Genomic DNA, 13767 nt, shown 5'->3' on the forward strand with positions numbered 1-13767 from the left:
GCTTCTATGCCCGACCGAATTTCGAGTGACAACCCGAGCGTCGAGACGGTTCGAGCGACGCTGGCGGAGACCGCTACCGGCGTTCGCATCGAAATCCCCGGTGACGAGACGGGGCACTTTCCCGATCAGGCCGGCGAAGTCGCCCGGTTCGTCCTCGAGGGAACCGAGCACTTCGGCCGAGTCGATCGCGGTCTGACCGGCGACGAACTGGTCGTCCCCGGCCTCTACGAGACGCCGGATCAGGCGCGGGATCCGCGCGACGGCGTCGACGCATTACCCGAGTGGATCGACGAGCACGGCGCTCGCCGCGACGGGTCGGTCCTGCTCGACGTCGTCGAACCCGACTTCCTCTACGGCGTTCGCGCACCCGGCGAAACTGCCGTCTACGAGGCCCACGAACCGCCGTCTACGAGCCTGCAGGACATTGCGAAGGGGCTCGAGGATCAGTAGTACGCGACGAGTCGAGCGCAGCATCGGGGCGAGCGTGGCGGTAAATTGAGAGTTCGACGATTCTATATCGTTTCGAACCGAAACCCCCTTGTAGCTCGCTGACTAACCGGTTAGTTAGTGACCGACGAGAGCGCCCGCGACGAAATTATGACGGCGACCTACGAGGCCCTGTGCGAACACGGCTACACCGAGCTCACCACACAGGCTATCGCCGACCAGACGGACAAGAGCAAGTCCCTGCTGTTCTATCACTACGACTCCAAAGACGACATCATCTCGGCATTTTTCGACTTCCTGCTCGAGCACTTCGACGAGCGACTGGCGGCCAGCCAGGAGCTATCGCCGGTCGAACGCCTCGCGGCGCTCGTCGACTGGTTCCTCTACGATCCCGACGACGACGAACGCGCCTCCTTTCACACAGCGATGCTCGAATTGCGTGCCCAGGCCCCCTACGACGAGCGGTTCCAGGCGCACCTCCGACGCAGCGACGACGCGCTCCGGGCGGCGTTCGAGGGAATCCTCCAGGACGGCCTCGAGACCGGCGTCTTTCGCGACCACGATCCCGCGGAGACGGCGACGGTGCTGATCGCCGCCCTCGACGGCGCGCGCATCCGGCAGTTGACGATGGACCGGGACGCCTACCTCGAGGAGGTGCGGTCGGGCATCGCCAACGTCGTCGTCGCGGACCTGCTCGTCGAGGGCGAATCCTTCCCCGAACGAGGGACCGTCTCGCTCGAGGCCGCGGACGCGGCGGCCGGTGATGCCCCCGAATGAGTCGAAAACGCGATCGATCGGTCAACGTCACGGACGGCGACCTGTTCAAGCCCCTCCTCGTGCTGTCGGCCCCCATCGTCTTCTCACAACTCCTGCAGGTGGGTTACAACCTCGCGGACACCTTCTGGGTCGGTCGCCTCGGGAGCGACGCCGTCGCCGCGCTCTCGTATTCCTGGGCCATCGTCTTCCTGATGGTGAGTATCGGGGGCGGCCTCACCGCCGCGGGGACTGTCCTCGTCTCCCAGTACAAGGGCGCGAAGGACTTTCGGAAATCCCACCACGTCGCCGGACAGACGCTCTCGTTCGTGACCGTCGTCGGCTTCGTCTTCGGCGCGCTCGGTTTCGCGCTCTCGCCCTGGCTGATCCAGCTGGTGGGCGCCGAACCGGGCACCGCCGCTTACACCTACGCGGTCAACTACACCCGGATCATCTTCGTCAGCGTCGGCTTCATGTTCTGGTTCTTCATCTTCGACGCCCTCTCGCGGGGCTGGGGCGACACCCGGACGCCGATGTACCTGATGGCGCTCAGCGTGACGATGAACGTCGTTCTCGATCCGATCCTCATCCTGGGATTCGCCGACAACCCACTCTTCGCCTGGGTCGGCGCGACCGGCCTCGAGTCGACGCTCTACGCGATGACCGGCTTCACCGGCTTCGGCGTCGAGGGCGCCGCGGTGGCGACGGTCTTCTCCCGCGGCGTCGCCGCCCTCGTCGGCCTCTACCTGCTCTTTTCGGGCCGGGTCGGGCTCGAACCAACCCTCGCGAACCTGCGCCTCGAACTGCCGACGGTGAAGAAGATCCTCGAGATCGGCGGGCCCATCGCGACCGAACAGGGCTTTCGCTCCTCGGGGATCGCCCTGCTGACGGCGCTGGTTGCCATCGCCGGAACCGACGCAGTCGCGGCCTACGGGATCGCCAACCGGCTCTCCTCGCTGCTCTTTTTGCCGGCGCTCGGGCTGGCCCGTGGCACGGAAGCCGTCGTCGGGCAGAACCTCGGTGCCGAGCAGGTGAGCCGTGCCTGGAAGGCCGTCAAGCTGAGTTCCGTCGTCGTCGTCGGGATCTTCGTCGCCGTCGTCGCGGTCGCGTACCCGCTGGCCGAACCGATCACGGCGGTCTTCATCCAGGGCGAGGGGAGCGAGCAGGTCGTCACCTACGGCGCCGCGTTCATCCTGATCGCCGGGCCCTCCTACATCTTCATGGGCGTCTTCCAGGTGCTGCTGGGCGGCCTCCGGGGTAGCGGCAGCACCCGCGCGGCGATGTTCCTCTCGATCCAGGAGCTCTGGATGTATCGCATCCCCATCTCGGCGATCGCCATCCTCCACTTCGGGCTGGGCATCTACGGCGTCTGGTACGCCATCGCCCTCTCGTACGTCCTCTCGGCCATCGTCACCGCCGGCTGGTTCCTGCGGGGGACCTGGACCGACAACGTCGTGACCGAGGACGTCGCGTCGGCGCCCGCCGGTGATTGAGATGACCAGGTCGAATCCCTTCGTCGATGACGGTGACGGCGACGGTAACGGTGCCGAACCCGTTCGAGGGACGGGGCTCACCCCGTCCGTCCGGGCGCTCTCACTGCGCGCCTGTCCGCCTCCGGACGACTCGATTCCGGTCGTCCTCTGTCGAACCGTCGCGACGACCGTCGACGCCGACTCGAGCGTCGCGGCCGAGGTGCCAGCGCTCGAGCCCCTGGCCACCGCGCTGGTCGCCCTCGAGGGGTACGTCCGGTTGCGACGCGCGACGCTGATGGACGGAGTCGACGACCGCGAGACGGCGCTGCTGGCGAGCGATTACCTGTTCGCCCGCGCCCACGGGACGGTCGGGGCGGCCCCGCTCGAGTCCGAACGAGCGGTCGCGAGCGTTCGTGCGTTCACCCATGCCTCGAGCGAGTTGCCTGCGGCGATCGGTGGTGGCGGGAGCGCGGGCGACGGGGAGGTGGAATCGGCGTCGAAACTGGAATCGGAATCGAAACCGGGATCGGAACTAGCACCCGAATCGACCGTCGAAACAGGCCCACTGGCCGTCCTCGCCGGCTGTGGCTGCGTCCTGGGCGCCATCGTCGGCGACCGACTCGACGCGGCCGACCCGCTTCGAGCGTACGGGCGCCACCTCGGGACCCTCCTCGACGCCGTCCCGGACGGGTCGCTCGACGACACGGCGAGCCCGTCCGACCACCTCGCTCGAGACCACCAGAGAACGGTCCGACAGGCGATGGTTCGCGGCCTTCGAGGCGAGGCGATCACTGGTTCGCTCCCCGACGACCCCCGTCTTCGAACAGTGCTCGACCCACGGCTCGAGGAAGCGGCGGCCACCCACGAACGCCTCGCTGATCATCTCGACGAGACCGCGCTAGGTCGACTCGAGCGTCCGCTTCGCTGGCTCGGGGACGAACTGGACCGTGGAGATGGGTTCGGAGCGACCGGTAATCGGCGTTACTGATCGCGGTCGCCGGCCCCTGAAAAGAGCCTCAGCGGGTCAAAAGTACAGAAAAGCCGTCGATCGAGTAGATTACGAGGTGTATCAGGCGTTAAAGTTCAGTTGCGTAATGGATATTTGTTATCGTAACTCAAACCACAAGTCAGATATCAGAAATATCTCATTATACCGACGAGGGTACGAAACTGACGAAGCTCTGGCTAACAGGCAGTCACGAAAAGTCGGATTGCGCCGGAAACGGTGAGTACCCTTATGCTATCCCCCATTGCACGTGAACCGCCCCATCAACGGGGGAGAACTCATGAATCGACGACACGTACTACAGACAGCAGGCGGGATCGCGGGAGCGAGCATCTTGGGGACGACAGGCGTCCTCGCACGGCAAGACCAGGGGGGCCAGGGGCGCGACAATCGCCGTCGACGCGACGCCGAACTCTTAGAGGGCGTGATGGTCGAAACCAAAACGTCCGACCCTGAAGCGGCGAACTTCGAGGAGGAGTTTACCTACTACGTCGTTCGATTCCCGGGAGAGTACACCTTCGAAGAGTACCGTGAGCCCGCTCGCACTGGGCCCGACGTCTATGGACTGTCGGGGAGTGGAAACGCGTTCTGGTTCGGCGTCAGTGCCCCGGACGAAGACGGTATTCAACACGAAATCCAACACCGCGGACAGGCAGTGCTCTACCTTACCGACGACGAGGGGAACTGGTACGAGGTGCGGGCCCGGTTCGATGGCCAGGGCAATCTCGTCAACGTGAACGGGGTATCTCCGTAATTCCAGCTCACTGGTCCTCGTTTATGAGAATAGCCGAATGAGGGTTCGGAGGCTACGCTGATTGTCAGTTTGCACTCATAACTACTGGTTGATTGTACGAATTGCTCTTTCTGAGAGAGGTGATTTCAACCGACCAAACAATCGGAATTGACGCCTCGGTTCATAATCCAAGTCATTATTTTAAGCCACATCTATGCTATTGTATGGATCGGCGATCGTTTCTCGCGACGGTGCTCGTGTCTTCGTCTACACTTGGCGGATGTCTCGAAGAGGACTCCCACGAAGTCGGACTGGGGAAAATCAACGTGACGAACTATAGCGAGAACCGTATCTCGACCGTTGTCACTGTCGAGAAGGAAGGGAGGACAGTGTACACCGAAGAACACGCGCTCGAGGGAACGGCGAACGGATCGCTGGGACGGATAGCGATCGTCGAAGAGTGGATGGACGAGAAAACGCCGTACAACGTCGAAATCACGGTTGACGGAGATCATCAGAATAGCTTCTCGACACGCGACGCGAACGAGTTTTTCTCGGACTGGGGAGCAAACGAGTGCTATTTTCTGGACGCGGTTTTCGAAGCAAAGAGCATTAACTTCGCCGTGGGTGGCCTCGAGTCGTGCCCGTGAGTACCATGTCGGGACGCACTCAATCGGATCGCCGGAGCCAAATCGCTCGAGTCCCCAGACAGGGTAGAGATGCACCTCGAGTTTCTCGGCGGGGCCCGCGAGATCGGGCGGAGTGCCCTCCTAGTGGACGATTCTCTACTACTCGATTTCGGGATGGACTCGGGGAACCCGCCCTCGTTCCCGCTCCGGGAACCCAACCTCGACCCCGACGCAGTCGTCGTCTCCCACGGCCACCTCGACCACGTTGGGACCCTGCCCGCGCTGCTGTCGGGCGACGCTCGCCCGCCGATCCACTGGACCCAGCCGACCTCCGACCTCGCGATGGTGCTGGCTCGAGATACGCTGAAACTCCACGGCGGGAGCTACGACTGTCCGTTTACCGAAGCCGAACTCGCCCGCCTGACGCAGGTGTCGGAGACCCACGGCTACGGCGAGCCCTTCGAGGCCGCTGGCTACGAGGTCACCTTCTTCGACGCCGGTCACGTCCCTGGGAGCGCTCACGTCCTGGTCGACGATGGTAACACCCGCCTGCTCTACACCGGCGACTTCCACACCGAGGACCAGCACCTCCTGGCGGGGACGACGGCCCGTCCCGACGCCGACGTCGTCGTCTGTGAGAGCACGTACGCCGACACGACCCGTCCCCCGAGGGCGGAGATCGAGCGCGCGTTCGTCGACAGCCTGAAAGCGACGATCTGGGAAGGTGGCACGGTCGTCGTCCCCGCCTTCGCGATCGGCCGTACCCAGGAAGTGATGTGCATCTGCGCCGAACACGACCTCGAGTGTTACGTCGACGGGATGGGAACCCGCGTCGCCGATCTGTTCTTGCGCCCGCGAAATCGTGACTTCCTTCGAGACCCCGACGAACTGCGCCGGGCGAAGGGCAACGCTCGATTCGTCGACGGAAGGGACGGCCAGCGAAGACGCATCGCCGACCAGAACACCGTCATCGTGACGACCAGCGGGATGCTCCACGGCGGCCCCGCGATGACGTACGTCCCCGCGATCCGAAGCCACCCGGCGAACAAGATCGCCATGACGGGCTACCAGGTCGAGGGGACCCCCGGACGGGACCTCCTCGAGACCGGCAGCGCCGAGATCGACGGCAGAGTGATGCCGATCAGCGCCCAGGTCGAGCAGTACGACTTCTCGGCGCACGCCGACCGGGCGGGCCTCGAGTCGTTCCTCGAGTCCTACCGCGATTCGCGGGTACTCGTGAACCACGGTGATCGCTGTGAGTGGTTCGCCGAGGAACTCCGGGCCAACGGCTTCGACGCGTCCGCCCCCGAATTGGGCGAGCGCGTGGTCCTGGAGTAGCAGTTGTGCGCAGGCTGCTCGTCAGCCGTCGTCACGCGGTCACTCCTCGGACTCGTAGGGTTCGCCGACGGACGAGGGAACCTGCGTCTTTCCCCAGCCCGTGAGGACCACGATGACGACCACGTACGGAAGCAGCCCCAGCAGCTTCGAAGAAGCCTCGATGTTGAGCGTCTGGAACTGGCCTTGCAGCATGTCGACGCCGCCGAAGAGGAGGGCGGCGGCCGCCGCTCCGAGCGGGTTGTAGTTGCCGAACAGGTAGGCGACGATGCCGAGCCAGCCGCGACCGTCGACCATCGTCTGGCCGGTCCCGACGAACGACGAACTGTGCGCGAGAAGCACCGCGCCGCCGAGGCCGGCCAGTCCACCGGAGAAGATTACCGTCGCGTAACGCACGCGGTTGACGTCGATACCGGCGGTGTCGAGCGCCTCCGGATTCTCGCCGGCTGCCTGGATCCAGTACCCGTACTGCGTGCGGTAGAGGAAGATCCACGCCCCGACCACGATGAGGACGGTGAGCCAGACCAGCGGCGACTGGTCGAAGACGACTCGACCGAGGAAGGGAATCTCGCTGAGTACCGGAACCGTCAACCGCCCGACGCCGGGGAGACGCGGACTGTTTCTGCTCCCCCAGATGACGGCCGCCGTGAACGGGACGAGACCGAGGCCGATGAACCAGACCCCCAGTCCGGCCACGATCTGGTCCGCCTTGTATCGGATCAACAACACGGCGAAGAGGACGGCCAGTCCCATCGTGAGCAGGACCGAAATGCCGATCCCGACCCAGGCGTGGACGGCCCCGCCGGCGCCAACGAAGTACGTCGCGGCGGCGGCGAAGAAGGCGCCGAAGATCATGAACCCCTCGAGCCCGATGTTGAACACGCCGCTCTTCTCGGCGTACAGCCCGCCGATCGCGGCGAGCGTGATGGGGGCGGCCATCTCCATCGATCGGGCGACGTAGCCGGGCGTCACGACGCTGGCGAGGGTCTCGAGGCCGTCGGACAGCACCTCGGCGAGCGGAACGTCGAAGACGACGGCCCCGACGACCCCGAGGGCTGCCAGCACGGCGAGCACGAGGCCGACGAGTCGGACGCCAGGGTGACGAGCGTACTCGAGGCTGTCGAGGCCGCTCATCGGTCCTCACCACCGAGACCGGCTCGTTTGGCCGCCATTCGGAACAGCTCCGGCGCGGCCACGAAGACGATGACGATGCCGACGATGCCGTCGATCAACTGGACGGGCACGTCGCTGTAGGTCTGAATGTACGAACTCGAGGAGTTGAGGCCGCCGAACAACAGCCCGGCCGGCACGACCCCGAGCGGATTGTTCGCGGCGAGCAGGCTGACGGCGATCGCGTCGTAGCCGTAGGTGTGGATGCTGGCCGGTTCGATGAACCGCCCCTGGAACATGATGACGTAGACCGCGCTCGCGAGACCGGCGACGGCCCCGGAGAACGTCATCGTCGCGACGATCGTCCGTTTCGCATCGACGCCGGAGTACACCGCCGCCCCGGCCTGGTAGCCGCTGGTCACCATGTCGTACCCGATCCCCGTCCGCGTCATCGCGATGGCGACGACCGCGACGAGCGCGAGCGTCAACAGGAGGCCGATTATCGAGAACGACGAATCGCCGAAGACGATCGGTGGGAGGCCGACGTAATCCGGGAGCCGCTCGGTTTGCACGTTCGTCGAGCCCTCCGCCCGGAGCGGGTTCGTGAGCAGCCAGCTAACGACGCCGATCGCGATGAAGTTTAGCATGATCGTCGTGATGATCTCGTTCGCGTCGGCGTACGCCTTCAACACGCCGGGAAGCGCCCCGTAGAGGCCACCGCCGACGGCGGCGGCGACCGTCCCAATGAGCATCAGGCCGATTCCACCGACGGTCCCGGTCGGCAAGAACGGGGCCGTCCAGAGGATCGACACGGTGCAGAACAGGCCGCCGACGACGAACTGTCCCTGTACGCCGATGTTGAACACGCCGGCTCTGAACGCGATCGCCACGGCGACGCCCGTCAGGATGAAGAACGTCGAGAGCCGCAACGTTCGCGCCAGGATGCGCTCGCTGCCGAGCGCGCCGACGATCAGGTTGTTCAGGAAGAGTATCGGATTGTACCCGGCGGCGGCCACCAGCACCAGACCGATGAGAATCGCCGTCGTGACCGACGCGAGCGCGATTCCAAGGCGTTCCAGGACCGTCGCCTCGAGGAGTCGACCGGCGACGCGATCCGCCATCGAACGGGGGCCGCTTTGGTCGGCCGAGCTCATGGCTGAACCTCGCTATCGGGCTCTGACAGCTCGTCTTGCTCGGCGAGGCGATGGCCCGCCATCAGGAGACCGAGGTCCTCCTCGGTGACTGCGGCCGGATCGACGGTGTCGATGAACGACCCCTCGTACATGACCGCGGTCCGATCAGAGAGCTTCTGGATCTCCTCGAGTTTCGACGAGACGAGGACGATCGCCAGCCCCTCGTCTCTGAGTTCGATCAGCCGGTTGTGGATGAACTCGATCGAGCCGATGTCGACGCCCCGGGTCGGATGCGAGGCGATCAACAGCGACGGGTCGTGACCGACCTCTCGACCGACGATGAACTTCTGCTGGTTTCCGCCGGACAGCGACGCCGCTCTGGCGTCGGCGTCGGGCGGTTGGACGTCGAACTCCGAGATGATCTCCTCGGTGTGGTCACGGACGTGCGCCCAGTCGATGAACCCGCTTTTCGCGAACGGCTCGATGGTCTGATTCCCGAGCAGCCCGTTGCGGACCAGGTCGTAGTCCATCACCAGCCCCTCGGCGTGGCGGTCCTCGGGAATGTAGGCGATGCCCGCCTCGATGCGGTCGCGTCGCGACAGCGTGGTGATGTCGTCGCCATCAAAGCGGACCGCCCCCGAATCGGGCGTCCGGAGTCCGGTGAGGGCCTCGACTAACTCGGTCTGGCCGTTTCCCTGCACGCCAGCGATGCCGAGGATCTCGCCCTCTCGGACCTTGAGGTCGACCCCGGAGACCTTCTCGAGCCCGCGGTCGCCCGTGACTCGCACCTCCTCGACCTCGAGGAGCGGCGAGCCTGGTTCGGTCTCGCGAGGCTGACGATCGAACAGTACCTCGCGGCCGACCATCATCTGGGCCAGCTCCTGTTCGGAGGTTTCCGACGCGGGAACGGTGCCGACCGCCTTCCCGTCGCGGAGAACGGTGATCTCGTCGGCGATTTCCATGACCTCGTCGAGTTTGTGCGAGATGAAGATGAGCGAGCGACCGTCCGCTCTGAGGTCTTCCATGACGGCCATCAGCCCGTCGACCTCCTGTGGCGTGAGGACGGCCGTCGGTTCGTCCAGGATGAGGACGTCCGCGCCCCGGTAGAGGCTCTTGACGATTTCGACGCGCTGTCTCGTTCCGAGGTCGAGGTCCTGGATCGGGGTGTCGAGGTGGTCGGCGACCTCGAATCCGTACCGGTCGCTGATGTCCTCGATCGACTCTCGTGCGGCCTCCTCGTCGACGAAGCCGTTCTCGACGGGTTCGTGGCCGAGGATGACGTTCTGGAGGACGGTCATCGGTTCGACCAGCTGGAAGTGCTGGTGGATCATGCCGATCCCCGCGTCCATAGCGTCACGAGGCGTGTCGATCGTCCGTTCCTCGCTGTCAACGAAGATTGCCCCCTCGTCCTGATCGTAGAGCCCGTAGAGGACGCTCATCAGCGTCGTCTTCCCGGAGCCGTTTTCGCCGAGAAGGGCGTGAATCGAGCCGGCCTCTAGCGTGAAGTCGACGCTATCGTTGGCGACGACGTCGCCGAACCGTTTCGTGATCCCCTCCAGGCGGACGGCCGGTAGTGGGTTGTGCGTGTGCGAAGTCATGAAGTGGTCAAAGACGTGAGAACGGAAAACCTGACTGCACGGTCCTCTCGTCGACTAGCATCCAGTCGGCCCGCACTCGAAGTCGATCTCGCCGTCGATGATGGCCTGCTTTGCGTCCTCGATGTTCTGGTCGAGGGAGTCGGGCATGCTGTCTTCGAACGCCTGTCCGGTCACCCAGTCGATCTGTCCACCTTCGGTCGAGAGGTTTTGTTCGCCCTGCACGCTCTCCCAGTCGTCGTTGACGACGGCTTCTGCGACCGTGTAGGTGGCCTCGTTGAGCGCCTTGATGGCCGATCCGAGGATCACGTCCTGGTAGCTGTCGAACGAAACCGACTGGTCGCTGTCGACGCCGAGGGCGAATCGGCCGTTGTCTTCGGCGGCCTGGAACGCCCCTTCACCGGCGGCCGAGGCCGCGTGCCAGACGATGTCGGCCCCGCTCTCGATCTGTGAGGTGGCCTGATCGTTGACCCCCGACGGGTCGTTGAAGCTGCCGCCGTAGCCGGTGAGCACCTCGATACTGTCGTCGACCCAGTGGATGCCCTGTTCGTACGAGACCTCGAACGCCTCAATCAGCGGGATTTCTTCGCCACCGACGAAGCCGACGACGCTCTCGTCCGGATTGGTCGAACTCCCCTCGTGTTCGATCTCCTCCTGGGTCAGCGTCCCGGCACCGACACCGGCGAGGAACGACATTTCGTTGTTCATCTCGATCCACCCCGAGACGTTCTCTGCCTCGACGACGTTGTTGATGAGCATCCAGTTCACGTCCGGGTACTCCTGGGCGTTCTCCTGGAGCGGTTCGGTGTGCTGGTCGGCGACCAGGACGATCAGATCTGGCTCGGATTCGGCGGCGTCAGCCTGGCGCTGGCCGTACTCGCCCTGGTTGGTCTCTTCGATCGTATTGACGCTAATGTCCCACTCGTCGGCTGCCTCCTCCAGCCCCTCGAGCGCATTGTCGTTGAACGCCTGGTCGTCGAAGCCCGCCGGGCTCGAGATGATGGTCATCTGGTACTCGGCGTCGCTTCCGCCGTTTCCGCCGATACACCCGGCGAGGGCCATCCCACCGACGACTGCACCCGATCGAAGGACGGAACGCCGATCGACCGGTACGGTTCTATTGCGCGACTCTCCAGACCCATCACGTCCACCAGTTCTGGAAAACATGTCACTACCAGATATGGGACTCCTACTATAAAATCATTTAGACCCAACAGGTCACTCTTGCCGTTAAAAGAGCTGTATAGGCCGGAATTCAGGTTGTATTTTATATTCTGTATCCTTATTTATCTAATTACTATAATATACGTTAGAGTGACTGGTCGGCACGTACAGTTGTGGTCGGGTCGGCAAATACAGACTGGAGAGTAGTACCTTCAGCGGACCGAACGATCGTCAGGTGAGTTCCGCTAGTCCCTCCAGGCGTCGACTGACGCGTGAAACCGGACGAACGCTATCGATTTCGCCCACCGATTCAGGCGTGGAACACCACTGGTGGCTTGATAGGGATCGATGTGGTGGCTTTCCTGATGACTACGCGTACACGACCCCACCGTTCGCCGAGACACGCACTCCCGCTCCCGACTCTCGACGAGCAACACGGTGATTGCTGATGGGACGCATCCTCGTCGCCTACGGCTCGAGCGAGGGACAGACGGCGGCCATCGCCGATCGGATTGGTGACGTGCTCGCCGACGCCGGTCACGATCCGCTCGTGATCAGCACGAAACACCCGCCACCAGAGATCGATATCGGGCGCTACGACGGGGTCGTCGTCGCCGCATCCGTCCACATGGGCGACCACCAGCCAGACGCCGTGTCGTTCGTTCGCGAGAACCTGGACGCACTCGAGCGCGTCCCCTCGGCGTTCGTCTCGGTGAGCCTGACGGCGGCGACCGGGGATACAGATGCCGACCGGACGACCGAGGCGTACGTCGAGGGATTTCTCGAGGAAACGGGCTGGTCGCCGACGCGAACCCACGTCGTCGCCGGCGCGCTGAAGTACCGCGATTACGGACTGCTTACGCGCTTCATCGTGCGTCGCATCGCCGGCAAGGAGGGGCTGGCGACCGACACCAGCCGAGACCACGAGTACACCGACTGGGACGACCTCGAGGCGTTTGTGCGGGAGTTCGCGACGGTGGTGGACGATCATAGCTCGAGCGCCCAGTAACCCTTCATAGTCAGACACAGTATCCGGAAGAACGTAGGAACGTGAGTTGGGGGGTCGGAACTAGGAAGATGTGGTTGAGTAGTCGGGAGGATGCTCGAGATAGCGGTTAGCCACTGTAAGGCGTCATAAGAGAGGAGAAAAGGAATGGAGAGAGATCCGAAAAAGCGGTGGCAAATCGTATGCTCGAATGTTCATAATCGGTTTCCGTATTGCGGTTTCTATGTTGGTAGCCCCTCATAAGGAAAGGGAGACGAAGATAGCCTCGGGTTGGAATCTCGAAGTCGAATTTGGAGGTTTAGAGCCTTCTCTGCGGGGATCGCGTTCGTCCACACGAGACGAACGAATGGGGCCTCAGCGGACTGTCTGAAAGTTCATAATCGGTTCTCTGCTATCGGTTTTGAGAGGGGAGACAACACCGAAATAGCCGAAAAAGGCGCGACGCCCTGTAAGAGAGAAAAAGCGCCCTAGAGAGGCTCTCGTGCCGGTTAGGCCTGTCTGGCTGCTCGAGATTAGTTCGACGTAGCGAGTGCCGACCACGAGACCGACTACGCTCACTGTCCACTCTAAGCACCCACTTCGAGACAGGCAGATACGCCCAAGCAGTCTCGAAAGGCCCATATTTGGAGATTGGAGCGTGAGCCACGTCCTCAAAGGAGAACCTTCTCATGCACACTCCCCTCGACGATTTTCATAATTGGCCTCCCGAATCAGGATTGTACTACTCTTCCGGATGCCTCCCCCGATTATGAAGATATAAAACGCACTTTGAAGGGCACCGAGACTTTCGATTGGCTCTGAGCGGCGATACTGTGGTACAACGTCTGAGTCGAGAAAGGGAATCTCTGAGCATGACGATCTGGCACCCAAAAACATTTTTTCGGCCATCCGGTGTCGAGCACGTATGGATCCAGACGCCGAGAACACGGATGACTCGACGACGGCCGGTCTCCAGTTGAGCGACGCCGAAAAAGACGCCCTCCACGACCTCCAGCTTGCCGTCGAGCATCTCCACCGGGGCTACGGCGCCCTGCTCGAGTGTCACCACGAGGTTGGCCACGCGATGGATCAGGTGGCCGACGCCGAGGACCGTCTCCGGGAGGCAGACCACGAGACCTGGGCGAACGACCTCAGGGACGAGTACCTCCCCGCCGGCTCGATCGGCGACCGGTGGACCTACGAGCTGATCGAGGAGTTCTCCGACGGGTTCCTGCGAGAGCTGACCGACTTCGAGGCGACCGTCCGGGACGAACTCGCCGACGGCCAGGGACACGTCACCGAGCGCGAGCAACAGCGACGGTGGCGCGAGCGAGCCGAAGGGTGGAAAGACGAGTAGCTCGAGAAGCGAGTCGAGACCGCGAAGGTCGAGCGACCTCGATCGAGC

The 13767-nt window shown here is 63.5% G+C and carries 13 protein-coding genes; 9 read left to right on the forward strand and 4 right to left on the reverse strand.

The window, feature by feature from the left end; all coding sequences use genetic code 11:
• Nucleotides 1–6: 6 nt before the first annotated feature.
• The 7 genes from J1N60_RS03215 (at nt 7) to J1N60_RS03245 (ending at nt 6378) form a co-directional block, all read left to right on the forward strand.
• On the forward strand, nt 7–450 hold the full coding sequence (locus J1N60_RS03215; RefSeq protein ID WP_312910651.1) for a DUF7112 family protein: 444 nt from the start codon (nt 7–9) through the stop codon (nt 448–450).
• 117 nt (nt 451–567) lie between these two features.
• Entirely contained in the window at nt 568–1224 is a 657-nt protein-coding gene (locus J1N60_RS03220; RefSeq protein ID WP_312910653.1) for a TetR/AcrR family transcriptional regulator, read from the forward strand.
• Complete coding sequence (locus tag J1N60_RS03225) at nt 1221–2693, forward strand: MATE family efflux transporter (RefSeq protein WP_312910655.1); 1473 nt, start codon at nt 1221–1223, stop codon at nt 2691–2693. Before J1N60_RS03220 ends, J1N60_RS03225 begins: the two co-directional genes overlap by 4 nt.
• A 1-nt stretch (nt 2694) precedes the next feature.
• Entirely contained in the window at nt 2695–3660 is a 966-nt protein-coding gene (locus tag J1N60_RS03230; RefSeq protein ID WP_312910657.1) for a hypothetical protein, read from the forward strand.
• 298 nt (nt 3661–3958) lie between these two features.
• Entirely contained in the window at nt 3959–4432 is a 474-nt protein-coding gene (locus tag J1N60_RS03235) for a hypothetical protein (RefSeq protein ID WP_312910659.1), read from the forward strand.
• A 230-nt stretch (nt 4433–4662) separates the two neighbouring features.
• Entirely contained in the window at nt 4663–5061 is a 399-nt protein-coding gene (locus tag J1N60_RS03240) for a hypothetical protein (protein WP_312910661.1), read from the forward strand.
• Between the two features lie 69 nt (nt 5062–5130).
• Nucleotides 5131–6378: an MBL fold metallo-hydrolase gene (locus J1N60_RS03245; protein WP_312910662.1), complete on the forward strand. Its 1248-nt coding sequence runs from the start codon at nt 5131–5133 to the stop codon at nt 6376–6378.
• Nucleotides 6379–6417: 39 nt separating this feature from the next.
• On the opposite strand, the gene J1N60_RS03250 is transcribed toward J1N60_RS03245, so the two are convergent.
• From J1N60_RS03250 to J1N60_RS03265, 4 genes are read right to left on the reverse strand one after another with little or no spacing between them, the layout of a single operon-like run.
• A complete protein-coding gene (locus J1N60_RS03250; RefSeq protein ID WP_312910663.1) occupies nt 6418–7509 on the reverse strand; it encodes an ABC transporter permease in 1092 nt (363 codons plus the stop codon).
• Nucleotides 7506–8639 (reverse strand): ABC transporter permease, encoded by a 1134-nt coding sequence (locus tag J1N60_RS03255; RefSeq protein WP_312910665.1) that lies wholly within the window; start codon nt 8637–8639, stop codon nt 7506–7508. The genes J1N60_RS03250 and J1N60_RS03255 overlap by 4 nt, the downstream gene beginning before the upstream one ends.
• On the reverse strand, nt 8636–10216 hold the full coding sequence (locus tag J1N60_RS03260; protein WP_312910666.1) for an ABC transporter ATP-binding protein: 1581 nt from the start codon (nt 10214–10216) through the stop codon (nt 8636–8638). Before J1N60_RS03260 ends, J1N60_RS03255 begins: the two co-directional genes overlap by 4 nt.
• Nucleotides 10217–10270: 54 nt before the next feature.
• Nucleotides 10271–11380, reverse strand: a complete 1110-nt coding sequence (locus J1N60_RS03265) for a BMP family lipoprotein (RefSeq protein ID WP_425499321.1) — start codon at nt 11378–11380, stop codon at nt 10271–10273.
• 445 nt (nt 11381–11825) lie between these two features.
• Here J1N60_RS03265 and J1N60_RS03270 point away from each other — a divergent pair, with 445 nt between their 5' ends.
• Complete coding sequence (locus J1N60_RS03270; RefSeq protein ID WP_312910670.1) at nt 11826–12386, forward strand: flavodoxin domain-containing protein; 561 nt, start codon at nt 11826–11828, stop codon at nt 12384–12386.
• A 901-nt stretch (nt 12387–13287) separates the two neighbouring features.
• The gene (locus tag J1N60_RS03275) at nt 13288–13719 is read left to right on the forward strand and encodes a hypothetical protein (RefSeq protein WP_312910672.1); all 432 of its coding nucleotides are present in this window, start codon (nt 13288–13290) and stop codon (nt 13717–13719) included.
• Nucleotides 13720–13767 lie beyond the last annotated feature (48 nt).

This window comes from Natronosalvus caseinilyticus, from assembly GCF_017357105.1.
In the GTDB taxonomy this organism is placed as follows: domain Archaea; phylum Halobacteriota; class Halobacteria; order Halobacteriales; family Natrialbaceae; genus Natronosalvus; species Natronosalvus caseinilyticus.